This is a genomic window from Catellatospora sp. IY07-71 (assembly GCF_018326265.1).
Taxonomy (GTDB): Bacteria; Actinomycetota; Actinomycetes; order Mycobacteriales; family Micromonosporaceae; genus Catellatospora.
Window position 1 is genome coordinate 1177202 of the sequence record NZ_AP023360.1, and the last position, 25822, is coordinate 1203023.

Sequence of the window (25822 nt, forward strand, 5' to 3'; positions counted from 1 at the left end):
GCCCGGCGCCAGTCCTCGCCGGCATGTCGCAACATCGACGCGCCAGATCGCTCACCGACTCGTGCGGCGCGAACGCATCCCGATCCCCAGGACGAAAACGACGACGACCACCCCGACGACGATCGGGACAAGCACCCGCGTCCACGGCACGTTCGTTTCCGGGTCTGGCTTGCCGGATGCTGCCGTCGCCGAGCTACGACTCGGTGATGCCGATGGCGACATCGGTGGAACGTTCGCGGTCAGCGCGGCCACGATATCGATCACTCCGTGCCCGTACTCGCCGTCCGGCCCGCGGAAGCCCTTGTCCACGGCGGTAGCCGTCAACCGGTGTGCGACCTCTCTCGCGGGCAAATCCGGATACCGGGATCGGATCAGAGCCGCCGCCCCAGCGACCAGAGCCGTCGAGTTCGAGGTTCCCGTTGCCGTAGCCCACCGTCCATCCACGTACGTGCTCGATATGTCGTCGCAGGGAGCGGCAAGCGTGGTCTCGGCTCCGGATACGGAGATCTCTGAGTGGTCGCCCTTCTGATCCACCCCACCCACTGCGACCACCCCGGGGATCGTCGCCAGGTAGCTCATTCGTGTCGATTCACTGCGGTTGCCGGTCGCCACGACTACGACGATGTCCGCAGCAATCGCCCGCTCGACGGCCGTCCGAAGAACAGTGTCCTCGCTGCCTCCGACGACCATGCGAGACAGCGAGATGACGTCGACCTTGCGCTCAGTTGCGAATTCGATGCCGCGTACCAGGCTTCCACCCACGCTCGCATAAGTAACCGACGTGCGGATACTCATGATCTTCGCGGCGGGTGCCATCCCTGTGACCCGGCCGTGAGCTGCAATCAAGCCGGCCATCGCAGTGCCGTGTCCATCGCGATCAGCCAAACCGTCGCCAGGGCCCTCATCGGTGAAGTCTGCACCTGCAATCACCGAACCCACGAGATCCGGGTGATCTGCATCGACCCCGGAATCCACCAAGGCAACCGTCACTCCAGCGCCCTCGGTGATGCGGTGCGCTCCAGACGTCTTCAAGAACGAGTGGAACCACTGGCCGTCCCTGATTTCATCACGGCCAGCCGCCGCCGTCGGCCAGCCGACGACGGCCGCCACAAGCACCGCCACGGTGCCGAACCTGACGATGGGACCGAACGCGCTCATGTGGTTCCTCTGCGAATCGTCACGATCGGTGCTTGCTCACCGGGTCCATTGTCAGAACGCCACGGCATGGCCGTCCCCGCGAACCACTCCCGAAACTCATCTGGATCCGGGTCGATGGACGGCAAAGGGGGAGCGTCCCCCGGCCCGGGTTCGATCAGCGCAGGTCCGCCCTTCTGCACCTCCCAACGTGTGGCTGCCACTGATCGAGAAAGTCCGTTCCCGCCCGCATTCGACGTATTCCCACCCATCTGCATGGGCATGGGCATCATGCCGGGTGGTGTGCCCCCGGAAGGGGCGAAGCCTTGACCGGCCGTCCTCGGCGTCGCGGGCATCGACACGACATAACCAGACGATCCGCTTCCGTTAGGCATGACGAATGCACCACCGCCCGGCGCATGGGGGCTTCCTGGGAAGATCGGCAATGCCGACGCCGTACCGGCTGAGAGGCCTGGCACTGGTTGCCCGGCGGGTGCCGGCCAGACTTCCTCAGGCGTCTCAACGCCCGCCGGAGGATTGTCGGCTGAAGGTGGTGTAACAACGTCGGCCGGTGACGGTCCTTTGGCGTTGACGACGCGGGGCGGCTTCTCCAAGCTACCCGTTCTCTTGGTCAGATCCTCGATCCGAGGAAGCGTGCTGACCTGCGCGTCGGTTCGAGCTGGCACGACAATGTTCGTTCGGTAGTCGCCGATCATGGCGTCAGCGGTCGACATGATCTCGCGAGCACGATTGTTGAGGGCGTCAGCTTTGGCCCGCCATCCCCTCGAGTCCGTTCTAGTGATGCCAAGCCATTGCGCAGCTATGGGCTCCATGGCACGCCGCGCCGACTTCATGGTGTCGAGCACGCCGTCGACACCGCGTGCGGTCGTCGAAGCGGCCAATGCATCAGCGCGTAGTGCGCCGATCAACCAATCGATCTTCCCGAGCGCGGCGACCCCGGCCGGAGTCTGGCCGCCCGACCAGGCGTCCGCAAGCCGTTCCCGCAGCCGGACGAGTTCATCGGCCTGCGCGTTCAACGCCTCGGCCTGCCGAGCGATGACTCGGGCTTGCTCCCAGGTCTCTTCGTGGTCAATACAGCCGAGACTGTCCCACATACGGGGCACGTCGTAGTCGTTCCAGTCGACGGGTGGCGCCTCCCACTGAGACTGCGGCGGCAGTCCCGCCGCCCCCGAGGGCCTGCGGGCGACGAACGTGTGCAGCACGTCGGGATCTGAACCGGCCATCAGGCGTTCTCTCCCCGACCCTGCTGGTGACGCAGCTCAGCATGCTCGGCGCGCTGCGCCGCCGCCGCGATCTCGCGATCGATCACCTTGAGAGCGGCTGCGGCCAGATCGTCCGCTTCGGTGTAGTTGACCAGGACCTGCTCAAGCGCGGCGGCAAACGCCTGCCCGAGCCTCAACTGCTGCTCGGCGTTGTCGCGGTGGCGCCGCAGGGCGGCCCAGAGCGCATTGCGGGCGGCCCGGGCCTCACCACTGGGCGAAAACGTGCCGAAGAGCACGCCTCGCTCCAGTTCGCGGGCGAACCCGCCCAGCCCGGACGCCAGTCCGGTGTCAGCTTGGATCCGCAGATCTGCGGAGATCCGCCGAACCTCGACCAAATCCACGGCCAGCTGTTTTATCGGCGCTTCTGCCATGCTCACCTCCCCATGAGCAGTGACGTACGTCAGCACGTCATGCGGCAGCGTAGCCGAACGAACACAGCTCGCACAGGCCTGCCGTGTCCCTTGTGGATAACCAGCACTCGGCGTCACCAGCGCAAGCCGGCAACGGCCAGGAGGAGATAGCCGTATCAGACCGACCCGGTGTTGAGGTTGCCGAGGACCCACAGGCCGCAGCAGCAGCCGAGCACCAGCAGCAGGACCACCGCCCCGCCGGCCAGCGCGAGCATCATCGGCTTCTTGACCAGGCCGAGGATCGGATTCGGCCGCTTCGGCGGCGGGTTCTGATACACGCCGACGACGATATCGGTCCCCTCCGCCCGGATCGAGCGCCACGATGATCCGGCCAGGCGAGCCGAGTCCGGCCGTCCCGCCACCGCACCCCGTACGCTGGTCGGGTGACGGACTTCGCCGAACTGGACGCCCTGACCACCGACGAGCTGCGCGAGCGCGCCTTCGCTAAGGCTCGCGAGCAGCGTGACCTCGGCTTCTTCTGGGACCTGTTCAAACACCTGCCGACCTCCCCGGAGACGGAGGAGCGCGAACTCGCCGACATCGGCGCCGCGATCGACGACACCGTGTCGCTGTGGCGCGAGTTCACCGGTCACAGGTACGGCGATCAGGAGCCTCTGATCAGGGCAAGGTTCATCGACTACCTTCTGCAGGATTGATCTGTCGGGTATACACGGGAGTTGCTTCCGCGTAGTTGCGCCGGGTATCGGGCGCTCTGCGTTACCCTCCCCCGGGGAGGACGCAGCGGAGGTGTTCCCGTGCCCGGTTTGAATGCGCGGATCGACCAGGCCGCGAGCCTGCACCGGCACGCGTCGGCGGTGGCGCAGGCGGCCGCGTCCGCGTTGGACGGTTATCTTCCACCGCCCCGCACCGACCTGGCCGAACAGCAGGCGCTGGCCGAGCGGCTGCGTGACGCGGCGGCCCGGCTGACGCCCGGCTGGCTGGGCACGCCGCTGGACGGGGTGCCGGCCGGCCTGGCGCTTGGCGAGCAGCGCCGTCCGGAGTTCGTGCGGGTCGGCACGGCGGCCGCGCAGGAGGATGCCGCCTTCCCCGCCGTGGTGCCGTTGCTGGGGACGGGCCATCTGACGTTCAGCGCCGATTCCCGCGACCCCCGGGTCGCGGGGGTGCTGCGGGCGATCCTGCTGCGGCTGCTCGCGACGGCTCCGTCGGGCACGCTGGTGGTCCGCGCGGTGGACGCGGTCGGCGGGGCGCTGTTCGCGCCGTTCGGGGCGCTGGCCGATGCGGGTCTGATGCCGCCGCCGGTGACCGACCGGGCGGGTCTGCAGGCGGTGCTGGCGGAGGCGGAGCACTGGGTGCGCCCGAGCCGGCCGGAGGCGCAGCGGCGCCCGGCGGCTCGGCCGCGGCGCCGGGACTGCACGATGCTGCTGCTGATCGCGGCGCTCCCGTCGGCGGTGGACGGCTCGGACCTGGCCCGGATCACGGCGCTGGCGCAGGCCGGTCCGGCGACGGGGCTGCATCTGATCGTGGCGGGCTGGCCGCCGCCGCCGCTGACGCCGGACACGGCGCAGCCCGCGGCTCAGCAGCCGTTGCCGATGAGTACGCAGATCGCCCTGCGCAACCCGTTCGCGCTGCTGGGCGGCGCGCCGTTCACGGTGCTGGCCCAGGCCGAGCGGCGCCCGGCGGCGGGTGGCGCGCCGAGCCCGACGGCTTCGTGGCCGGGGCTTTCGGTGCCGGTGCGGCTCGACCCGGACCCGCCGGCGGAGCTGGTGCAGCGGGTGTGCCGCGAGCTGGCCGAGCGTTACGTGCAGTCGGGGCAGGTGCACCTGATGGACCTGCTGCCGGATCCGGACCACTGGTGGGCGGAGTCGTCGGCGGCGGGGTTGTCGACGACGGCGGGGCTGGCCGGGGAGACGCCGATCTCGCTGGTGTTCGCCGACCTGACGCCGCACTGGCTGATCGGGGGCCGGGCGGGGGGCGGCAAGTCGGCGTTCCTGGCGAATGTCCTGTACGGGTTGTGCACCCGCTACGACCCGGACGAGCTGGCGCTGTATCTGCTGGATTTCAAGCCGGGGCGGGGGCTGGCCCGGTTCGCGCCGGGGCCGGACGATCCGGCCTGGCTGCCGCACGCCCGGGTGGTGGGGCTGGAGTCGGGGCGTGAACACGGCCTGGCGGTGCTGCGGGAGCTGGACGGCGAGCTGGCCCGCCGGGAGGAGCTGTGGCGCGAGCTGCAGGTGAGCCGGTTCGTGCAGGCGCGGGAGCACCGGCAGCTGCCGCGGCTGGTGTGTGTGCTGGACGAGTTCCCGGTGCTGCTGTCGGGTGCCGATCCGATCGCGGCGGAGGCGCTGGGCCTGCTGGAGTCGATCGGGCGGCGGGGGCGCGGCTGCGGCGTACACCTGATTCTGGTTTCGCAGACGGTGCGCGGCATCGAGGCGCTGCATGCGCGGCGGGATTCGCTGTTCGGCCAGGTGCCGGTGCGGGTGGCGCTGCCGGGCGGCGGGGACGCGCTGGAGGCGACGAACGACGCGGCGGCGACGCTGCCGCTGGGCTGCGCGGTGGTCAACACCGCGGGCGGCCTGGGCGGGCCGCGGGGCGCCACGCGCGGCCATGAGAAGACGGTCCGGTTCCCGGACCCGGACGCCGACGCGCAGGTGCTGTCGGCGCTGCGGCAGCGCCTGTGGCAGGCCCGCGACCCGGACTCCGATCCGCCGCTGGTCCTCAGCACGGCTGAGCTGAGCCAGGGCCCGGCGTGATCGGGACCGCACGAGCATTCGGCGACGTGGGCGGGCAGCCGACCGCGTGGATGGCGCGCACTGGGCGCGGCGGGCTGCGGGAGGCGGCGTGAGCGAGCGGAGTACGGCCTGGTCGGAGTACCTGGCGGCGGCTCACCGGCTGGACACGGTGCGCCGGGAGGCGGCGGACGCGGCGGCGGGCGAGGCGTCCGCGCTGGCGGCTGCCCGGGACGAGCTGCCGACCGTCCAGGCGCGGCTGACGATGCAGGCGGCCACGCTGGTCGACGCGGCGGACCGGGCGGGCACGCCGGCGCCGGTGCTGCAACCGGGACCGGCGGAGATGCACGACGCCGCGCAGGCGGTCGCCGGCGGTCCGGCGGTGGCGCTGGCGGCGCTGCGGCAGGCGGTCGCGCACGTGGACGTCGCCGACGGTGCGCTGGCCCGGCTCGACGACGAGGGCACCGGCCCGCAGGCGCTGCGCAACCTGCTGGTGTACGGGCCGCTGGCGCTGGTCGCGATGCTGGTGCAGCTGGCGGTGGCGGGGCTGGCCGAGCCGGACGCGCAGCTGTTCTTCGCGGCGGTGTGCGGGCTGGTGCTGGCGCCGCTCGCGTTGGGCGCGGGCTGGCTGGTGACCGGCATGGTGTACCCGGAGCGGTCGCGCACCCCGCAGGTGGGCGCGCTGGTCTGCGTAGCCCCGGCGCTGCTGGTGGTGCTGCTGCTCGCGCTGCTGTGATCAGCGGGAGTGGATGAGTGACATGGCCTCGGCGCGGGTCTTCGGATCCGTCTTGAGGATGCCGCGCACGGCGCTGGTGACGGTGCGGGCTCCGGCCTTACGGATGCCGCGCATCTCCATGCACATGTGCTCGCACTCCAGCACCACGATGACGCCGCGCGCCTGCAGCCGGTCCTGGAGCAGGTCGGCGATCTGCGAGGTGAGCCGTTCCTGCACCTGCGGGCGGCGGGCGAACACCTCGACGAGCCGGGCCAGCTTCGACAGGCCGGTGATGCGGCCGTCGTCGCCGGGCAGGTAGCCGACGTGGGCGACGCCCTTGAACGGCAGCAGGTGGTGCTCGCAGAGGCTGAACACCTCGATGTCGCGGACCAGCACGAACTCGTCGTGGTCGGCCTCGAACGTGGTGGTCAGCACGTGCGCGGGGTCGACCCGCAGCCCGGCGAACAGCTCCGCGTAGGCCCGCGCCACCCGGGCGGGGGTCTTCTGCAGGCCGTCCCGGTCGGGGTCCTCGCCGAGCGCGAGCAGCATCTCGCGGACGGCCTTCTCGATACGCGCGAGGTCGACGGTCTCCTCCACCGGAACACCGGTGAGGGAGCCGTCGACCAGGCGTGCGGCGAGGTGGTCGAGTTCCTGCTCGCGGTTCAGTTCGAGGCCTCCGCGGACGAGGAGACGGTGACCTCGCCGTCGGCGGACTCGCGCTGCTTCTCCACCTCGGCCGGGGTCAGCACCGGCGGCTGGGTGGAGGGCGTGCGCTTGCCGAAGCCGTTGAACGGGGCCATCGGCGGCCGCTTGACGACGCGGGCGCAGATGCGCGCCATGTCGGCGGTCGAGATGGTCTCCTTCTCGATCAGCTCCAGCACGATGCTGTCGAGCACGTCCCGGTACTCGACGAGGATCTCGTACGCCTCGTCGTGGGCGGTCTCGATCAGCGAGCGCACCTCGGCGTCGATCTCGGCGGCGATGGCGTCGGAGTAGTCGCGCTCGTGCCCGTAGGACCGGCCCAGGAACGGCTCGTCGCCGCTGGTGCCGTACTTGACCGCGCCGAGCTTCGAGCTCATGCCGTACTGGGTGACCATGGCACGGGCCAGCGCGGACGCCTTCTCGATGTCGTTGCCGGCGCCCGTGGTGGGCTCGTGGAACACGAGCTCCTCGGCCGCCCGGCCGCCCAGCGCGTACGCCAGGGTGTCGATCATCTCGGCCCGGGTCTGGGTGTACTTGTCCTCGGTCGGCAGCACCAGGGTGTGGCCGAGCGAGCGGCTGCGGGACAGGATGGTCACCTTGTGCACCGGCGCGGAGTGCGGCAGCGCCCAGGCCACCAGGGCGTGCCCGCCCTCGTGGTACGCGGTGATCTTCTTCTCGTGCTCCGACATGACCCGGGTGCGCCGCTGCGGGCCGGCGACCACGCGGTCGATCGACTCCTCCAGCGACTCGTTCGAGATGGCGCGCTTGTCCTGACGCGCGGTCAGCAGCGCGGCCTCGTTGATCACGTTGGCCAGGTCGGCGCCGGTGAAGCCCGGCGTGCGCCGCGCCACCGCGTCCAGGTCCACGTCGGGCGTGAACGGCTTGCCCTTGGCGTGCACCCGCAGGATCGACTTGCGGCCGACCATGTCCGGGGTGTCCACCGCGATCTGGCGGTCGAAACGGCCCGGGCGCAGCAGCGCCGGGTCGAGGATGTCGGGACGGTTGGTCGCGGCGATCAGGATGACGCCGCCCTTCGCGTCGAAGCCGTCCATCTCGACGAGCAGCTGGTTGAGGGTCTGCTCGCGCTCGTCGTGACCGCCTCCGAGACCCGCGCCGCGGTGGCGGCCCACCGCGTCGATCTCGTCCACGAACACGATCGCCGGCGCGTTCGCCTTCGCCTGCTCGAACAGGTCACGAACACGCGACGCACCGACACCAACGAACATCTCGACGAAGTCGGAACCCGAGATCGAGTAGAACGGCACTCCGGCCTCACCCGCGACAGCCCGCGCGAGCAGCGTCTTACCCGTTCCGGGCGGCCCGAACAGCAGCACACCCTTCGGGATCTTGGCACCGAGCGCCTGGTACTTCGCCGGGTTCTGCAGGAAGTCCTTGATCTCGTGCAGCTCCTCGACGGCCTCGTCGGCACCGGCCACGTCCGCGAAGGTCGTCTTCGGGGTGTCCTTGCTGACGAGCTTCGCCTTCGACTTGCCGAAGTTCAGCACCCGCGAGCCGCCGCCCTGCATCTGCGACATGAACAGCAGCAGCAGGATCACCAGCACGGCGATCGGCAGCAGGCTCACCAGCAGCGACAGGAACACCGACTCCTCGGTGACCTCGGTGTCGAAGTTCCCCGAGATCTTCCCCGCCGTCTTGGCGGCATCAACCTCGTTGAACACCTCAAGACCCGCATCAGCCGGATACTGAGCCTCGATCTTGTCCGTCTCGACATCGTCGAACTTGGCCTTGTTGGCCAGATCGATCCGGATCGTCTGCTCCTTGTCCCGGATCTGCACTTCCTTGATCGCCCCCGGCCCAGCATTCTTCAACTGGGCGAGCGCCACCGAGGTGTCCACGGGCTGGTAGCTCGGGCCGCTGGTGAAGAGCTGGCTGAGCAGGATCGCGCCGATGGCCACGATGAAGATCCAGAAGATCGGCCGGCGGAAGAAACGCGTACGCTCCATGCTGTTACCGGACGCTTTGTGCGCGCCCGTGTCCTCCTGATCGATAGAGGCGGTCAGCTCACCGGGCGCGGCCCGGTCACTCGACGGTACACCGTACAAACACTCGGGTGGCCCATGCGTGTCCCCCATCGCACAACGTTCAGCCTTTTCTCAGCTCCAGCAGCCCCGAATCTACCCAAATCCCCCTGGTGTTCGCTCTGGGCTGACTCGGTTCGTCCCGGGCGTCGTGGGGTCGCTCCGCGGGGTGGTCGGCCGGTGCCGCTGGGGCCGCAAAAACCGCGGCCTTTTACGCGGCCCCGTCCGACCACCCCGCTCCGCTCGACTGATACCAAGGGCAAAGTTCCAAATGCCTGCACGGTTACCAAATCACAAGAAGTAACCAGGAACGGCTCCCATGGCCCCCCAGTGGTCCGGTGACCCACAAACCCGACCACGGCACCCCAACCTCGTAGGAGCCAATATGGGGCGTTACCCGTGTGCTGCCCCTAAAAATGCTGCACGCCCCCACCCAACCCAGCCACCCGGACCTAGCGGAGCAGGGGGTGTCGACGGGAAAAGCGTAAAGGGCCGCCCGTTCTTGGCGGCCCCCAGCGTTCCCGGCGACACCCCCTGCGGAGCGAAGCCACGACCTCAGCGCTGATAAACCTCAGGCTTCAAAATCCCCACATACGGCACCTCACGGTACCGCTCCGAGTAATCCAGCCCGTAACCCACAACAAACTCAGTCGGAATATCAAACCCGACATACTTCACCGGAACCGGCACCTTGATCGCCTCAGGCTTCCGGAACAGAGCCACCACATCGACCGACTTCGCCGACCGCGACTCGAGGTACTTCAGAAGCCACGAGAGCGTGAGACCGGAATCCACGATGTCCTCGACGACGATCACGTGCTTGCCCGCGATGTCCCGGTCGAGGTCCTTGAGGATCCGGACGACGCCGGAGGAGGTCGTCCCCTGGCCGTACGACGAGACCGCCATGAATTCGAGTTCCGCCGGCGGTGCGCCCACCTTGCCGAGTTCGCGGGAGAAGTCGGCCATGAACATGACCGCGCCCTTGAGTACGCATACGAGCAGGAGGCTGTCGACCGACGCGTAGTCGGCGGCGACCTGCTTGGCGAGCTCGGCGGTTTTGGACCGCAGCTCCTCTTCAGTGATGATCACACGGTCGATGTCCGCGTCGTACCAGCCCATGTGCTTAAGACTGCCCGACTGTCGGTGCTTTGCGCACGCCGGGGTCGGAATTGGTGACGATCATCCCGAGGGCTGGTCAAGGGCTGGTCAGGACGTTAAGAAGGGCACCTTCTTCTACGCAAAGCGTTAAGAAGGTGCCCTTCCTTCCCCCGTCAGGGGGTGATGGGGATCTTGGTACGGACGACCGTGGTGCCGGGAACTTCGGGGCTGGTCATGCTCGTGGTGACGCGGGCGGCTGCCGGGAGCAGGGCGCGCAGGTGCACGGTGTAGGAGGCCGTGCCGCCGGGTTTGCCGTCGGTGGTGCGTACGCGCAGGTCGGGACCGGGCTTGGTGGTGCGCAGCTCGCCCTTGCCGAGGGCGTTCTCGGCGCCGACGGCGAAGACCTTGGCGCCGCCGGGCAGGTCCTTGCGGTCGTAGGCGAAGCGGATGTCCTCGTCGGGGCCGGTGGCCAGCCAGACCTGGAAGCGCTGGCCGTCCTTGGTGCCGAAGCGGTTGACCCGCCACTCGATGACGATCCACTCGATGCCGCCGCCCTTGACGGTGGCGGCGCGCACCCCTTCGGCCTGGGTGCCGTCGAGGTCCGCCCAGTACGGGGCGAGCAGGTTGTTGGGCCGGGCCGGGTCGTGCTTGGGCGCGCCGTCGGCGGTGGGCGGCTCGAAGCGCACGTCCTGGCCGGTGCCGCCGCCGACGACGAGGTAGCCGTTGGAGACGACGCCGAGGCGGGTGTACGTCTGCCCGGCGTAGCCGAACTCGGGCACCTCGTAGTTGATGATCTCCTCGTCGCCGATGGGGTCGGCCGGCACGGTGAGCGGGCGCCAGACCCGGTCGTCGAGGTCGGCCAGGCCGGGGCGGCCCGGTTCGATGCCGCGCAGGGTGCCGGTGTGCCGGATCTCGCGCGGCCCGGCGGCACGGGCACTGCCGTCGACGCCGGTCAGCGCGAGCGCCGGGTCGAGCCGGGTGACCAGGTCGACGGGCGCGTCGTCGTAGCCGGTGTTGGCGGCGGTGACGGTGCACTGGGCGGTCCCGGCGAGCGGCACGGCCTCGGCGGTGCAGGTGCTGGCGAGGGTGACCTGGCCCTGGCCGGGCTTGAACGACACGGGCAGGTGCAGGGCCCGGCCGCCGCCCTGCGGGGTGAGCCTGACCTCGCCGGACAGGTAGGCGTCGCCGGTGGCGCGGGAGCTGACGGCGATCGGCAGGGTGGCGGTGCCGCCCGCGGGGACGACGACGACCGGCGGCACGCTGATCGCGCTGTCCCGCGGCGCGGTGGTGGTGACGTCGTACGCCGTGGTCCGGCCGGTCATGTCGCGCAGGGTCCGCACGGTGGCCAGGCGGCCCGGCATGACCGGAGCGTTGATCGACGGCAGGTTGAGGTCGACGGCGCGCACCTCGTCGCCGGCCAGCGCCATCATGCGGTCGGCGGTGTCGGAGACGGTGAGGGTGACCTCGTCGGCCCGGTCGACGGCGATCCGGCCCGCGCCCATCTCCTGCGGCCCGGCCTTGGTCTTGCCGTCCTCGGTGACCACGTCGGTCACCGCGCTGGTCATCAGCGCGGACTTGAGCTCGCCGGGGGTCCAGCCGGGGTGCCGGGCGGCCAGCAGCGCGGCCGCGCCCGCCACGTGCGGCGAGGACATGGAGGTGCCCGCGATGGCCTGGAACAGCTCACCCTTGGGGCCGCCCGCGGCCTCGTCCGGGGTGGGCGTGTGCCCGGCCAGGATCTGTACGCCGGGGGCGGTCACGTCGGGCTTGAGGGCGAGGCCGCCCGGCCCGCGCGAGGAGAACGCCGCCATCACGTCGCCGGTGCCGGCGTCGGCCTGACCCGCGCCGATGGTCGCGGTGATCCCGGTGTTCGCGTCGAGGAACTCCAGCAGGGCCGCGTCGGGCAGGTGCACGGTGGGCAGCCAGTGGTTGTCGGTCTCCACGTCCTGCAGCTCCGGGTTGTAGAGGACCATGCCGAGGGCGCCGCCCTGCAGCACGTTCCAGCCCTTCTCGACCCGGGGGTTGACGCCGCGCTCGCAGACCACGATCTTGCCGGCGAACAGGCCCTTCTTCGCGGGCTTCTCGCAGGTCATGCCGCCCTTGTAGCCCTTGGTGTCACCGGCCCGGACCACGGGCGCCGGACCGGCGGCCCCGGTCAGCGAGGCACCGTGCAGCACCTTGCTCACCGCACCGGCCTGCAGGGTCAGCGCGGAGCGGAACTCGCGGCGCTGCGTCGACGCGGCCACCGTGGTCACCCACGGGGACAGGTGGTTGACGGTGCCCGCCTCGGGGCCCGAGTTGCCCGCCGAGGCGGCGACGAAGACCCCGGCGGCGTACGCGTCCAGGAAGGCCATCTCGACCGGGTCGCTGAACGGGTCGGTGCCGCCGGAGATGGAGAAGTTGACGACGTCCACGCCGTCGCGCACGGCCTGCGCCACCGCCGCCGCCGAGTCCGACGACATGCAGCCCTGCTTGCCGCACACCTTGTAGACGCTGATCCAGGAGCCGGGGGCGACACCGTGCACCGGCCCGCGCTCGACGCCGAACACCTTCGCCGAGGTCACGACGTTCCCGGCGGCGGTGGAGGCGGTGTGCGTGCCGTGCCCGTCGCTGTCCCTTGCCGTCTTGTACGTCTCGTCCGGGAACGACTCCAGGTACGCGTCCAGGAACGGGGCGCCGCCGATCAGCTTGTTGTTGCAGCGGAACACGTCCCGGGCCGGGGTCAGCGGGTTGTCGCCGAAGTCGCAGCGGCGTGCCGAGCCGTCGGTCTTCGCCGGGGGCGCGGCGAGCACGCCCTGGTCGGCGAAGGACGGGTGCTCCGGCCAGGCGCCGGTGTCCAGCACGCCGACGAGGACGCCCTTACCGGCCTGGCTGGTCGGGGCGCCGTTCGCCGCCGCGCCGCTCTGCAGCACGTCCGCGCCGATGAACGAGCTGGAGGCGTCGGTCAGCGGCTCGCGCAGCTCGTCCCGCTGCACGGCGACCACGCCCTCGACCGCGAGCAGTTGCTTGACCTGGTTCGCGGGCAGGGTGAGGGCGACGCCGCCGTACACGGTGCGCAGCCGCTGCCCGACCCGGGCCTGCGGCACCCGCGCGGCCAGCGCCGTGGTGAAGCTGCGTTCGCGCTCGGCAAGGTACTGCTCGTACGCGCGCTCGGCGTCGCCGCTGCGCAGCCGCGCGCCGGTGACCGCCGGGCTGGTCGCCGGGAGCCCCGGCAGGCCGCCCGCGTAGCTGGCCACCGCGTCGTAGTCGAGCTTCACCAGCACCGGGATGCGCTCGCCGTCGCTGCGATCGAGCAGGCTCCGGTCGGTCCTGGCCAGCCTGCTGGTCGGGGCCTTGCCGACCGTGGTCCGCGAGGCCGGTCGGAGTTTGCGCGGGCCGTCGTCCGGCGCGGCCGCGCCGCCGCCGGCCGGTATCACCGCCGCGCCTGCCACCAGGGCCAGCCCGCAGCTGATCCGGACAAAAGTAGCCATCTTCACAGTGGCGTCAACGACCACCCCACAGCCCGGGACTTGCCACGCCGATATCTGCCCAGCTCAGACCCCCTCCCACCCCCACCTCCAGCCCCCACCCCGCCCGGCCACCGGCCACCGGCCACCGCGATGATCGGAGTTTCGTGTCAAGATCTGCGGTTACACCGCACCTTTTGACACGAGACGCCGATCATGGGCGGGTCGGCGGCCGCTGGGCGGGCGGAGTCCGCGGGTGGGGTCAGTAGGCGGCGGCCTGGCCGTCGGCGCGGGGTTCGGAGCCGGCGACGTAGCCGCCGGGGATACGCCAGATGGCCTGGCCCATGCCGAAGGTGGAGCGGTCGGTGGCCACGGTGACCTCATGGCCCCGGGAGCGCAGCTCCTCGACCAGCACCGGGTCGAACTCGACCTCGACCTCGACCTTGCGGCCCGCGTGCCAGTACCAGCGCGGCCGGGTCAGCGCCTCCTGCGGCCCGAGCCCGCCGTCCACGGTGGCCAGCACCAGCTGCAGGTGCCCCTGCGGCTGCATGTGCCCGCCCATCACGCCGAACGGCCCGACCGGCTCCCCGTCCCGGAACAGGAACCCGGGGATGATCGTGTGGAACGGGCGCTTGCCCGGCGCGGCCACGTTCGGGTGGGCCGGGTCGAGGCTGAACCCGGCCCCCCGGTTCTGCAGGCCGAAGCCGTATCCGGGGAGCGTCACGAACGAGCCGAAGCCCATGTAGGTGGACTGGATCAGGCTGACCATCATGCCGTCGGCGTCGGCCGCGGCCAGGTAGACGGTGCCGCCGCGCATCGGGTCGCCGGGCGCCGGGTCCCCGGCCCGGTCCGTGATCAGCGCCCGGCGCGCGGCCAGGTAGGACGGTTCCAGCAGGTCGGGCACCGCGGCCACGTCGGGATCGGCGACGTACGCGTGCGCGTCGGCGAAGCCGAGCTTCATCGCCTCGATCTGCTCGTGCAGCCCGTGCCCGTCCAGCCCGTCGAGCAGCGCGAACGCCTGCAGCGCCGCGACGCCCTGCCCGTTGGGCGGCAGCTCGTACACGGTGTGCCCGCGATAGCCCGCGGCGGCCGGCTCGACCCAGGTGCTGGTGTGCGCGGCCAGGTCGGCTGCGGTGAGCAGGCCCCCGCTGCTCGCCGCGTACGCGTCCAGTGCCGCGGCGATCTCGCCGTGGTAGAAGGAGTCGGCGTGACTGCCGCCGATCAGCCGCAGCGCCCGCCCCGCGCCCGGGTTGCGGAACCGCTCGCCGACCCGGGGCGCTCGCCCGCCCGGCGCGAACACGTCGGCCCAGCCGCGGCACTCGGGCTGGGTGAGCGAGCGGTGCAACTCCACCGAGCGCGCCCAGCCCGCGGCGACGGTCGGCGACACGGTCCAGCCCTGCTCGGCGTAGTGCACCGCGTCGGCGAACAACCGCTCGAACGGCAGCCGCCCGAATCGGTCGTGCAGGTCCCGCCAGCCCGCTGGGGCGCCGGGCACGGTCACCGGCAGCCAGCCGCGGTCGGGCGGGGCCAGCTCGGCGTGTGCCTGCCCGCCGCCGAGGGCGAGGGACGGCGCCCTGCCGGAGGCCCGCAGTGCGTCGAGGGTCAGCGCGGCCGGAGCGCGGCCGGAGGCGTTCAGGCCGTGCAGCCGCTGCCCGTCCCAGACCAGGGCGAACAGGTCGCCGCCGATGTCGTTGGAGGCCGGCTGCACCTGGGTCAGGGTCACCGCGGCGGCGACCGCCGCGTCGACCGCCGAGCCGCCTTCGCGCAGCATGGCCAGGCCCGCCTGGGCCGCGAGCGGCTGGCTCGTGGCCACCACTCCCTGGGGCGCGTACACCGCCTGTCGCATTCCTAGATCCAAGCACGCCGTGGTTTCTCGCTACGGGGGAGTAGGTTCTTAGGCATGGCTCTCGTGGACTGGGATCTCGCCTCGACCACCGCCGCGCGCTTCGGCCCCACCGGGCCGTCCGTGACGCTCGAGCAGGCCACGGAGGTCGTCGCCGACCTGCGGCGGCTGGCCGACGAGGCGGTGGGCCACGTCGCGGAGTACACCGGGATGACCCCGCAGCTCGCGGACGGGCCGGTGCGCGTGGTGGACCGGCGCACCTGGGCCGAGGTCAACGTGCAGGGCCTGCGTACGGTGATCAGCCCGCTGACCGACAAGCTCGAGGAGAAGGTGGGCTTCCTCGGCAACGTGGTCGGCGCGAAGGTGACCGGCGTGGAGGCCGGTGCCGTGCTGGGTTACCTGTCCGGCAAGGTGCTCGGCCAGTACGACATCTTCGGTGCGCCCGTGGGCCAGCTGCTGCTGGTCGCCCCGAACATCGTGGGCATGGAGCGCCGGATCAAGGCCGACCCGCGCGACTTCCGGCTGTGGGTGTGCCTGCACGAGGTCACCCACCGCACCCAGTTCACCGCGGTGCCGTGGCTGCGGGAGCACTTCCTGGCAGAGGTGCGCGCTTTCGTCGAGGCCACCGAGCCGCCCTCGGCGAGCCTGCTCACGCAGGCGTACCAGCAGATCGCCGCGGCGATCAAGGCCGCCCGCGAGCCCGACGACGCCCGCGGCACGTCGCTGCTGGAGGCGGTGCAGAGTCCCGAGCAGCGGGCCGTGCTGGACCGGCTCACCGCGGTGCTGACGCTGCTGGAGGGGCATGCCGAGGTGGTCATGGACGGGGTCGGCCCGCAGGTCATCCCGTCGGTGGCCCGCATCCGCGCCGCGTTCGACAAGCGCCGCAACCCGAGCAACCCGGTGGAGCAGTACCTGCGCAAGCTGCTCGGCATAGACATCAAGATGCGGCAGTACGCCGAGGGCCGGCGCTTCGTGCAGGCGGTCCTGGACCGGGTGGGCATGGACGGCCTGAACCGGATCTGGACGTCGCCGCAGACCCTGCCCACCCTCGACGAGATCGCCGACCCGGACGCGTGGGTGACCCGCGTGGTCACCGCCGCCGCCCCCGGATGACCCGGCTCGACCCATCGATCGCCGCCATCCGCGCCGCGATCCGCACCGCCCTGCCCACCCTCCCTGAGGGTCCCGCGCGAATGGTGCTCGTGGCGTGTTCGGGTGGGGCGGATTCGCTGGCGCTGGCCGCGTGCACCGCGTTCGTCGCACCGCGGGCCGGGTGGCGGGCGGGGCTGGTGACGGTGGACCACGGGCTGCAGGACGGGTCGGCGGAGCGGGCCGGGCAGGTGGCGAGCTGGGCCCGCACGCAGGGGTTCGAGCCGGTCGAGGTGGCCGCGGTCGAGGTCGGGACGGACGGCGGGCCGGAGGCGGCGGCGCGGGAGGCGCGGTATGCCGCGCTGGCCGACGCGGCACGGCGGCACGGCGCGGCGGCGGTCCTGCTCGGACACACCCGCGACGACCAGGCCGAGACGGTGCTGCTGGCGCTGGCGCGCGGTGCAGGGCCGCGCGGGCTGGCGGGCATGCCGGTGCTCCGGGAGCACCTGGGGGCACGGTTCGCCCGGCCGCTGCTGGACGTGCCGCGGGACGCGTGCCGGGCGGCGTGCGCCGCGCTCGGGCTGACCCCGTGGGACGACCCGCACAACACCGACCCGTCCTACGCCCGCGCGCGGGTGCGGGCGGACCTGCTCCCGGCGCTGGTCACGGCGCTCGGCGAGGGTGTGGTGGCGAACCTGGCCCGGACCGCGAGCCTGCTGGCCGACGACACGGCCCACCTCGACGAGCTGGCGGAGGCGGCGCTGGCGCGCTGCCGTACCCCCCATGGGTTGTCCACAGCCGAGCTGGGAAAGCTGCCCGCGGCGCTGCGCACCCGGGTGCTGCACGGGTGGGCCGCGGAGCTGGGGGCGTCCCGCGCGGCGCTGTCGCACCGGCACGTGGCGGCGCTGGACGCGCTGGTCACCACGTGGCACGGGCAGGGTCCGACGCTGCTGCCCGGCGGGATCGCGGTGGCCCGGCGCGGCGGCGAGCTGGCCGCCGCACCGGGCTGAGCCCTCAGTGGCAGCCGCAGGCCGCCATCGCGGCGGGGATCTTGTCGAGCAGCTCCTGCGCCGGGTACATGCCGATCGGGACCTTGTCGGCGAGCACGGCGAAGGCCAGCAGCCGCCCGTCGGCGGTCTCGACGACGCCGGACAGCGAGTTCACGCCGTTCAGGGTGCCGCTCTTGGCGCGCACCACGCCGAAGGCGCTGGTGGACTTTCCGAAGCGCTCGGTCATCGTGCCCGACCAGCCGCCGACCGGCAGGCCGTTGAAGAAGTCGCCGAGCACGGCGCCGTCGCCGTACGCCTTGACCAGCAGGCTGGTGAGGATGCGCGGGGTGAGCTTGTTGCCGGCCGACATGCCGGAGCCGTCGTGCAGGGTGCTCTGCGCGGGGTCGAGGCCGAGCTCGGCCACCACCTCCTCCAGCGCCTCGGCGGCGCCGGCGAACGAGGCGGGCTTGCCCTTGGCTAGGGCGACCTGCCGGGCCAGCGTCTCGGCCAGGGTGTTGTCGCTCTCGATGAGCATCTGCTCGACCTGGCGCAGCAGCGGCGCCGAGCGCACCGCGCCCAGCTCGGTGCCTGGGGCGGGCGGCCCGGCGGCCGCGCTCGGCGCGGCCGAGGCGCTGGCGGCGACCTGGCCGCCGCCGCTGCCCGCGGGCGCCTTACCCTTCGCGACCGCGCTGGTCGGCACGCCGAGCAGCTTCGCGAACGCGTCGCCGGCCGCACGTTCCGGGTCGTTGTAGCGCTCGAACGGGGTCTTGCGGTCCTTCAGCCCGGTGCGCGCCCCGTTGATCATCAGGGCGGGGATCTTCGAGACGTTGCCCTCCTTGGCCGCGTTCGGCGACCAGGTGGGGGCCGTGACCGGACCGGGGAACAGCGAGCCGTCGAGGATCACCTTGGTGATCGGGGTGTCCCCCATCGCCTTCTTGACCTGCGCCGCGAGGTCGTCGAGCTGAGGGGCGCCCGCGTAGTACTTCTCCTTGGTGACGCCCAGCGTGGCGTCACCGGCGCCGATCAGCACGACCTCGCCCGGGTTCGCCCCGGCCACGACCCGGGTGGTGATCCGGTAGTCGGGCCCCCGGGTGGACAGCACGGCCGCGGCCGTGACCAGCTTCGTGTTGGACGCCGGGGTGAGCATCTCGGTGGGCGCCCGCTCGTAGAGCACCTGCCCCGTCCCGGCGTCGACCACCGACACGCTCACCTGGTCGCCCAGCTGGGTGCCGGTGACCAGCGGATCTAGCAGTATCTTCAGCTGCTGCGGGTCCGGCAGCGGGGCGTCGGCCAGCTTGGCGAGCACCGGCGCCGCGGCCGGCTCGGCGGGCGGGGCCGCGCTGGGCGTCTCCCAGCCGGGGCTCGCCAGCAGATCGGACAGTAGGCCGGGTTTCAGCACGGCGACGCCGACCAGGCCCGCGCCGAGCGCCACCACCAGTGTGAGCACCGTCACCAGCACGCCGCGCCTGCGCTTCCTCGGCTTGCCGGCGGCGCTCCCCTCGGGACGCGCGGGCGGGCGGACGGGGGCGCTCGGGCGGGCGCCCGGCGGCGGACCGGTCACCGCAGGCTGGGTCTGGGTCGGCTCGTCCTGGCCCGGGGCGCCGTAGCCGTAGCCGGGCGCGCCGCCGTAGGGCTGGGTCTGCGGGTAGCTCTGTCCGTAGGGCTGTGGATATCCAGGGTGTCCCATACCCGACTGATGTCCACCGGGGCCGTGGTCGCCCTGTGGATATCCCCCCTGGTCAGGAGTGGTCTGTGGATAGCCGGCGGGATTCGGGCCCGGCTGGGGATAACCGCCGTGACCAGGGGCGTTCTGTCCGTACGCACCGTATCCGGGCGCGTACTGCGGGTCATGGGGCGAGCTGTGCACATCCTGTGGATAACCGCTCGGTCCCGGGCTTGCGGCCTGTGGATAAGACGGTGGATACCCGCCAAGTGCCTGGTCCGCGGGCTGTGGATAACCACTGTGGGGGTGCCACACCCACTCCCGGCCGCTCCACACCCACTCGCCCGGCGTGGAACCCCCGCCATCTGCGGGTTCGGCCCCGTAGTGTGAACCTTGCCTCCCCAACGCGGCCCTCCTCCGAAGCCCCGAACCAGCCAGGCGAGACTAACTAAAATTCGCCAACGTCGGCGAACTAACAGGCCAATGGGAGTGTGAAATGGATTTCGACGTCACGGTTGAGATCCCCAAGGGGCAGCGGAACAAGTACGAGGTCGACCACGAGACCGGGCGCATCCGGCTGGATCGCACCCTTTTCACCTCCACGCAGTACCCGGCCGACTACGGCTTCATCGAGAACACGCTGGGCGAGGACGGTGACCCGCTCGACGCCCTGGTGCTGGTGCAGGAGCCGACCTTCCCCGGCTGCCTGATCCGGTGCCGGGCCATCGGCATGTTCCGCATGCGCGACGAGAAGGGCGGCGACGACAAGGTCCTCTGCGTCCCGGCCGACGACCCGCGCCTGGAGCACCTGCGTGACATCCATCACGTGGCCGAATTCGACCGCCTGGAGATCCAGCACTTCTTCGAGGTCTACAAGGACCTCGAGCCCGGCAAGAGCGTCGAGGGCGCGACCTGGGTCGGCCGCACCGAGGCCGAGGCCGAGATCGTGCGCTCGTTCGAGCGCGCCAAGGAAACCCCGCACGAGCACTGACGCGGGCTATACGCGAAAGGGCCGCCCGTCGGGGCGGCCCTTTCGCGTATCCGTTCGCAGTTTCGGGGAAACTGCGCCTTCGGCTCGCCCGACGGCTGCACTTTCCCCGAAACTGCAAGCGGTCAGTACGCCGGCAGCTCCGCGAGCTGGACGAGCCGGCCGCCGCGGCGGGTGATGAGGCGGCCGCGGCCGGGAGGCATGCGCTCGTACTTGATGCGGGCGCCGAACGGGGCGGTCGCGCTGCTCTCCGCCGACAGCATCAGGAACGGCGCACCCGCCGAGGCCAGCCTCGTCAGCGCCACGTCGCTCGACGAGCGGTAGCCGCCCCAGTTCGCGTTGGACGACGTGATCAGGTGCAGACCGACGTCGCGGGCCTGGAACAGGAACTCGCTCAGCGGCTCCAGCGGGTGGCCCATCGACGCCCCGACCACGATGTCGTAGTCGTCGATGATCAGGAAGAACTCGCCGCGCCCGGCCAGCCAGGGCCGCCGCGGGATGTCCTGCGGGCGCACGTCGTCCGGCGGGCGCCGCTCGTCCATCTTCTGCCGGATCGCCTCGGCGTAGTCGCGCAGCTGGGCGGGGTTGCTCAGGTACGCGAGCTGGTGCTCGGTGGTCACCGCGCCGAGCAGGCTGCGCTTCGGGTCCATGATGATCATCTTTGCCTGGTCCGGCGTGTACCGGCGGGCGATCGAGGTGGCGATCTGCCGCAGCAGGGTCGACTTGCCGCTCTCGCTCTCCCCGAACGCGCTGAGGTGCACGTCGGCGAAGAAGTCGACGGTCGCCGGGGTCAGGTCGTCGGCGATGCCGATCGGCAGCGTCCACTCCCCGCCCGTCTCCAGGTTCATCCGCTCGTACGCGTACACCGTGGGCAGCATGCGCACCCGCGGCGCGGGCTGGCCCGTCCAGTGCTTCGTGATGTGCTGCAGCAGCGCGTCGCGGTCGCCGACGGCGTCCATGTCCGGCCGCAGCGCCAGCGTGAACAGGCCGTCCACGGTGACACCGAACCCGGGGCGGGCCGGCACCTGCGGGGCGATCTTGCGGACCCGGCAGATGCTGTCGCTGGCGTCGCCCAGCTTCAGCTCCAGCTTGCTGCCGAACTGGTCGGCGATCGCGGGCCGGAAGTCGCGCCAGCGCAGCGTGGAGGCGATCAGGTGCACGCCGTACGCCAGGCCCCGGGTGGCGAAGTCGGTGAGCACCGGCTCCAGGTCGTCGTAGTTCTCGCGCAGCGTGGTCCAGCCGTCCACGACCAGGAACACGTCGCCGTACGGGTCGTCGGTGAACCGGCCCGCCGCGCGCAGCCTGCGGTAGGCCGCCATCGACTCGATGCCGTGCTCGGCGAACCGGGCCTCGCGGGCGTTGAGCAGCTGCGCCACCTCGCTCACGGTGCGCCGCACCATCAGCGCGTCCTGCCGGCCCGCGACGCCGCCGACGTGCGGCAGGTCGCGCAGCGCGCCCAGCGAGCCGCCGCCGAAGTCCAGGCAGTACACCTGCACCTCCTGCGGGGTGTGGGTGAGCGCCAGGCCGGTGATGATGGTGCGCAGCAGCGTGGACTTGCCGCTCTGGCCGCCGCCCGCGAGCGCCACGTGCCCCGCCGCGCCGTCGGCCAGCCGCAGCCACTGCAGGTCGCGCAGCTGCTGGGCGGGCTTGTCGATGATGGCGACCGGCACCCGCAGCGCGCCGCGCAGCTCCGGGTTGGCGACGGTGAGGCCCCGGCCCTCGACCAGGCCGAGCTGCCCGAAGGCGAGGTCCAGCGGGTCGGAGATGTCCAGCGGCGGCAGCCACACCTGGTGCGCGGGCGGGCCCTGGCCCACCATGCGCTCGATCATGACGTCCATCAGGCTCTCGCCCGGCTTGACGTCCCAGTTGACCTCGGGCTCGGCGTTGGCGGGCTTCTTCGGCACCGGCACGAAGTGGTTGCTGAAGTCGTACACGACCTGGCGGCCGTCGTCCTTGCGGCGGGTCGCGGTCTCCCCCGCCCGCTTGAACGAGCCGGACACGTACGCGCCCTTGAACCGCTGCAGCGGCTCCGAGCCGAACTTCAGGTAGCCGTGGCCGGGCGCCTTGGGCAGGTCGTACGCGTCGCCGACGCCGAGCACCGCGCGCGACTCCATCGCGGAGAAGGTGCGCAGGCCGATCCGGTACGACAGGTGCGTGTCCAGGCCGCGCAGCCGGCCCTCCTCCAGCCGCTGGCTGGCCAGCAGCAGGTGCATGCCGATGGACCGGCCGACCCGGCCGATCTGCACGAAGATCTCGATGAAGTCCGGGTTGGCGGTGAGCAGCTCGGAGAACTCGTCGCAGACGATGAACAGCGAGGCCAGCGGGGCGATCGCGGCGCCGCCCGCGCGCGCCTTCTCGTAGTCCTTGAGGTTGGCGAAGTTGCCCGCCGCCCGCAGCAGCTCCTGGCGGCGCAGCACCTCGCCGGTGATCGCGTCGCCCATGCGGTTGACCAGGTGGCTCTCGCCCTCCAGGTTGGTGATGACCGCGGAGGTGTGCGGCAGCCGGTCCAGCGAGGCGAACGTCGCGCCGCCCTTGAAGTCGACCAGCACGAAGTTGAGCTGCTCCGACGAGTGCGTCGCGGCCAGGCCGAGCACCATCGTGCGCAGCAGCTCGGACTTGCCGGAGCCGGTCGCGCCGACGAGCAGGCCGTGCGGGCCCATGCCGTCCTGCGCCGACTCCTTGATGTCCAGCTCGACCGGCGAGCCGTCCGGGCCCACGCCCAGCGGCGTGCGCAGCATGTTGCGGCTGCTGCGCGGCGACCATCCGTACGCCACGTCGAAGCGCTCCGGGTCGGGGATGCCGAGCAGGTCGGCCAGGCCCTTCTCGGTGGTCATCGCGGTGGAGCTGGTGACCGTGGTGGCGGACAGCCGCAGCGGGGCCAGCCGCCGGGCCAGCGCCTCGGCCTCGACGACGCCGAGCCGGTCCGCCGCGCCGACCTCGGCGACGGAGGTCGCGGTGGTGGTGTGCAGCTCGCGCTCGCGGCCGCGCACTTCGAGCGTCAGCATGCCGCGCTCCAGCAGGCGCGGCGGCGCGGTGTCCAGGTCCAGGATGGTCATCCCGGACAGGCCCTCCGGCACGGCCAGCAGGTTCGCCCCGGCCATGTCGGCGCCGTCGAGCACCACGACCACGTGCGGGCCCGCGCCCTCGCTGCCGCCGAACCGGGGCCGCCCGGCGAGCAGCTCGGTCAGCAGCTCCTCCAGCTCGGGGGCGGAGGTGGCGTAGAGGCGCATCGGGCCGAGCGCGTCGACCCGGCTCGGGTGCTGGTGGTGCGGCAGCCACTTGGCCCAGTCCCAGGCGTCGCGGCGGTAGGACGAGCCGCACACCGCGATGACCAGGTCGTCCGGGGCGTGGAACACGGCGAGCTGGGCCAGCATCGCGCGGGCCAGGCCGTGCGCGTCCGAGCCGTCACGGTGGTCGCGCTCGCCCGAGCTGGTGTACATCCCCTCGGTGCGCGGTGCGGCGTCGCCGCGCAGGAACACCCGGCCGAAGCCGCGCATGGACAGCGCCACCGGCAGGTCCGGCACGACGGAGTACGCGTCCAGGAAGCGCCGCAGCGCCCCGGCCGTCATCGGCTCCAGCTCCTCCAGCGGCCGGGTCTCCGGCGGCACCAGGGGCGTGGCCAGCGACTGCGGGCCGATGCCCACGCGCACGATGCCGAAGTCGGGGTCGTGCCCGCGGCGCTCCCAGAGCCGGTGGCTGTCCACCGTGGACCACAGCCGCTGCGGGTCGGGGTGGCGGTAGAACAGGCCGGTGCGCTGCGCCTGCACCGCCTGGCGGGCGCGCCGCCGCAGGCTGGCGAGGTGGCGCAGGTATTCGCGGCGGGCCGCCATCATCTCGGCCTTCTTCGGCTGGCCGGCGCCGTTCATCAGGCTCGCGGCGATCATGCCGAGGCTGGACACGCCCATCATGCCGCCGGCCAGATAGGACATCTTGTCGCCCTGGCCGCGGCCCACCATCATCGCCATGCCCAGGCCGCTGCCCAGCATCGGCAGGATCATCATGGCCTGCTGCCAGCGCCCGCCCGCGGCCTGCGGAATCTCCGGCGGCGCGTCGATGACGAGTTCCCCCGCCGGGATCTCCGGTGCGGGGCGACGTGGCGCCCGCTTGACGATCACCGTACCCATAGCGATTGCCCTCCCCACGACCATCGACCGCCCGTCATGCTAAGTCATGTGAGAACCGCCCGCGTTCGGCCGCCTGTGACAAACATGTCCGCGATCGATGCGGGGTGACGCGTTCCTCCGGAACGTGGTAGACGTACCGGGTGAGCTACCCCGCCGCGACGACCGCGTCCCCCACCGGCCTGGCCCGCATCTCGCTGCAGACGCCGCAGCGCCGCGTCGACGTGGCGCTGCCCGAGCAGGTGACGCTGGCGGATCTGCTGCCCGACCTGCTGCGCCACGCCGGGGTCGGCCTGGCCGACGACGGCGAGCAGCACGGCGGCTGGGTGCTGCGCCGCACCGACGGCAGCCCGCTCGCCGAAGGCATGTCGCTGCAGCAGCAGTCGGTGCGCGACGGTGAGATCCTGCACCTGGTGCCGGCCCAGGAACACTGGCCCGAGCTGGAGTACGACGACGTCGTCGAGGCGATCGCCGAGGGCGCGCGCCGCCGGGGCACCCTGTGGACGCCCGCGGCGACGCGGATGTCCACCCTGGTCGGTTCCGGCATCCTGCTCGCCGCGGGCGTGCTGTCGCTGGTGCACGGCGGTCCGCAGTGGACGCCGGGCGGATACCTCGGGCTGACCGTGGCGGTGCTGCTGCTGGTCGGCGGCGTGCTGGCGTCGCGGGCGTACGGCGACGGCGTCACCGGCAGCGCCCTGGCCGGCTTCGCGCTGCCGTACGCGTTCGCGGGCGGCGCGCTGGTGCTCGGCGGCGCGGAGGGCGGCCCGGCGCCGCTGGCCCCGTGGCTCGGCGAGCCGCAACTGCTGGTCGGCTGCGTGGCGGTGCTGCTGTTCGCGATGCTCGGCGCGGCCGGTGTCGGCCACGGGCTGCGCATCTTCACCGCCGGTGGCACGGCGGGCCTGCTCGGCGCGCTGACCGCGCTGCTCGGCGGGCTCGGCGCGGCCGGCGCCGCGGCGGTCCTGGTGAGCGCGCTGGTGTGCGGCATCGGCCTGGTGCCGGTGCTGGCCATCCGGTTCGGCAAGGTGCCGGTGCCGTCGGTCACCCCGCCGCGCGGCCCGGCCGGCGAGAACGCCTTCGCGGCCGTGCCGGCCAACCGGGGCGCCTCGGACCTGCCCGACCGCTCCCGCGTCTTCGCCGCCGTGGCCCGCTCCGAGGAGCTGCTCACCGGCATGCTCATCGGGTACGCCGTGCTGACCGGCGCGGCCGGGCTGATCCTGGTCGGCTCGGGCGGCACCGCGGGCCGGGTGCTGGTCGCGGTGTGCGCGACGGCGCTGCTGCTGCGCTCGCGGCTGTTCGTCACGGTCCGGCAGCGGGTGCCGCTGGTGATCGCGGGCCTGTTCGGCTGGGTGCTGCTGCTGGGCGCGGCGGTCTTCCTCACCGACGGCGGCACCCGGGCCTTCTTCGCGGTCGGCACCGTGGTGCTCGCGATGATCATCGCGCTGGCCGGGCAGACCTGGTCCCGTAAGGCCCCCTCGCCGTACGTCGGCCGCGCCGCCGACCTGTTCGACCTGCTCGTCGTCGTCTCGGTGGTGCCGGTCGCGGCCTGGGTGCTCGGGGTCTACGGCATGATCCAGGGCTGGGCCGCATAGCCGGGTTTCTTTGCCCGCGCGGGTGAGCGTGT

Annotated in this window: 18 protein-coding genes; 7 read left to right on the forward strand and 11 right to left on the reverse strand. The window is 72.0% G+C overall.

The annotated features are described in order from the left end of the window. Positions 1 to 51: 51 nt before the first annotated feature. The 4 genes from CS0771_RS05385 to CS0771_RS05400 form a co-directional block, all read right to left on the reverse strand. Positions 52 to 1158 carry a S8 family serine peptidase gene (locus CS0771_RS05385; RefSeq protein WP_212840039.1) on the reverse strand — a complete coding sequence of 369 codons (1107 nt, stop codon included), beginning with the start codon at positions 1156 to 1158 and terminating at the stop codon, positions 52 to 54. Then, positions 1155 to 2357, reverse strand: coding sequence for a hypothetical protein (locus CS0771_RS05390; RefSeq protein WP_212840040.1), 1203 nt, complete (start codon positions 2355 to 2357; stop codon positions 1155 to 1157). The genes CS0771_RS05385 and CS0771_RS05390 overlap by 4 nt, the downstream gene beginning before the upstream one ends. 20 nt (positions 2358 to 2377) lie before the next feature. Further along, positions 2378 to 2824 (reverse strand): hypothetical protein, encoded by a 447-nt coding sequence (locus CS0771_RS05395; protein WP_212840041.1) that lies wholly within the window; start codon positions 2822 to 2824, stop codon positions 2378 to 2380. Between the two features lie 119 nt (positions 2825 to 2943). Then, positions 2944 to 3105 (reverse strand): hypothetical protein, encoded by a 162-nt coding sequence (locus CS0771_RS05400; RefSeq protein ID WP_212840042.1) that lies wholly within the window; start codon positions 3103 to 3105, stop codon positions 2944 to 2946. A 105-nt stretch (positions 3106 to 3210) separates the two neighbouring features. Here CS0771_RS05400 and CS0771_RS05405 point away from each other — a divergent pair, with 105 nt between their 5' ends. The 3 genes from CS0771_RS05405 (at position 3211) to CS0771_RS05415 (ending at position 6247) form a co-directional block, all read left to right on the forward strand. Then, entirely contained in the window at positions 3211 to 3483 is a 273-nt protein-coding gene (locus CS0771_RS05405) for a hypothetical protein (RefSeq protein ID WP_212840043.1), read from the forward strand. Between the two features lie 99 nt (positions 3484 to 3582). Beyond that, a complete protein-coding gene (locus CS0771_RS05410; protein ID WP_244870617.1) occupies positions 3583 to 5535 on the forward strand; it encodes an FtsK/SpoIIIE domain-containing protein in 1953 nt (650 codons plus the stop codon). An 88-nt stretch (positions 5536 to 5623) separates the two neighbouring features. Then, the gene (locus tag CS0771_RS05415) at positions 5624 to 6247 is read left to right on the forward strand and encodes a hypothetical protein (protein WP_212840044.1); all 624 of its coding nucleotides are present in this window, start codon (positions 5624 to 5626) and stop codon (positions 6245 to 6247) included. Here CS0771_RS05415 and folE read toward each other — a convergent pair whose 3' ends face one another. The 5 genes from folE to CS0771_RS05440 form a co-directional block, all read right to left on the reverse strand. Further along, on the reverse strand, positions 6248 to 6892 hold the full coding sequence (gene folE / locus CS0771_RS05420) for a GTP cyclohydrolase I FolE (protein WP_212845628.1): 645 nt from the start codon (positions 6890 to 6892) through the stop codon (positions 6248 to 6250). Then, positions 6889 to 8892, reverse strand: coding sequence for an ATP-dependent zinc metalloprotease FtsH (gene ftsH, locus CS0771_RS05425; protein WP_212840045.1), 2004 nt, complete (start codon positions 8890 to 8892; stop codon positions 6889 to 6891). The genes folE and ftsH overlap by 4 nt, the downstream gene beginning before the upstream one ends. A gap of 630 nt (positions 8893 to 9522) precedes the next feature. Next, positions 9523 to 10086, reverse strand: coding sequence for a hypoxanthine phosphoribosyltransferase (gene hpt / locus CS0771_RS05430; RefSeq protein WP_212840046.1), 564 nt, complete (start codon positions 10084 to 10086; stop codon positions 9523 to 9525). Between the two features lie 152 nt (positions 10087 to 10238). Further along, positions 10239 to 13532: a S8 family serine peptidase gene (locus tag CS0771_RS39205; RefSeq protein WP_212840047.1), complete on the reverse strand. Its 3294-nt coding sequence runs from the start codon at positions 13530 to 13532 to the stop codon at positions 10239 to 10241. 238 nt (positions 13533 to 13770) lie between these two features. Then, positions 13771 to 15354 (reverse strand): gamma-glutamyltransferase family protein, encoded by a 1584-nt coding sequence (locus CS0771_RS05440; protein ID WP_212840048.1) that lies wholly within the window; start codon positions 15352 to 15354, stop codon positions 13771 to 13773. Positions 15355 to 15408: 54 nt separating this feature from the next. Between CS0771_RS05440 and CS0771_RS05445 the strand changes: the two genes are divergently transcribed. Together CS0771_RS05445 and tilS are read left to right on the forward strand one after the other, a co-directional pair. Further along, positions 15409 to 16464 (forward strand): zinc-dependent metalloprotease, encoded by a 1056-nt coding sequence (locus CS0771_RS05445; RefSeq protein ID WP_212840049.1) that lies wholly within the window; start codon positions 15409 to 15411, stop codon positions 16462 to 16464. Next, entirely contained in the window at positions 16461 to 17450 is a 990-nt protein-coding gene (gene tilS, locus CS0771_RS05450) for a tRNA lysidine(34) synthetase TilS (RefSeq protein ID WP_212840050.1), read from the forward strand. The genes CS0771_RS05445 and tilS overlap by 4 nt, the downstream gene beginning before the upstream one ends. 4 nt (positions 17451 to 17454) lie before the next feature. Here the strand turns inward: tilS and dacB are convergent, their stop codons facing one another. Beyond that, the gene (gene dacB / locus CS0771_RS05455; protein WP_212840051.1) at positions 17455 to 19116 is read right to left on the reverse strand and encodes a D-alanyl-D-alanine carboxypeptidase/D-alanyl-D-alanine-endopeptidase; all 1662 of its coding nucleotides are present in this window, start codon (positions 19114 to 19116) and stop codon (positions 17455 to 17457) included. Positions 19117 to 19588: 472 nt separating this feature from the next. Here dacB and CS0771_RS05460 point away from each other — a divergent pair, with 472 nt between their 5' ends. Further along, a complete protein-coding gene (locus CS0771_RS05460; protein WP_203745683.1) occupies positions 19589 to 20083 on the forward strand; it encodes an inorganic diphosphatase in 495 nt (164 codons plus the stop codon). A 122-nt stretch (positions 20084 to 20205) separates the two neighbouring features. Here CS0771_RS05460 and eccCa read toward each other — a convergent pair whose 3' ends face one another. Beyond that, positions 20206 to 24204 carry a type VII secretion protein EccCa gene (eccCa, locus tag CS0771_RS05465; RefSeq protein WP_212840052.1) on the reverse strand — a complete coding sequence of 1333 codons (3999 nt, stop codon included), beginning with the start codon at positions 24202 to 24204 and terminating at the stop codon, positions 20206 to 20208. A gap of 140 nt (positions 24205 to 24344) precedes the next feature. Here eccCa and eccD point away from each other — a divergent pair, with 140 nt between their 5' ends. Next, positions 24345 to 25790: a type VII secretion integral membrane protein EccD gene (gene eccD / locus CS0771_RS05470; protein ID WP_244870619.1), complete on the forward strand. Its 1446-nt coding sequence runs from the start codon at positions 24345 to 24347 to the stop codon at positions 25788 to 25790. Positions 25791 to 25822 lie beyond the last annotated feature (32 nt).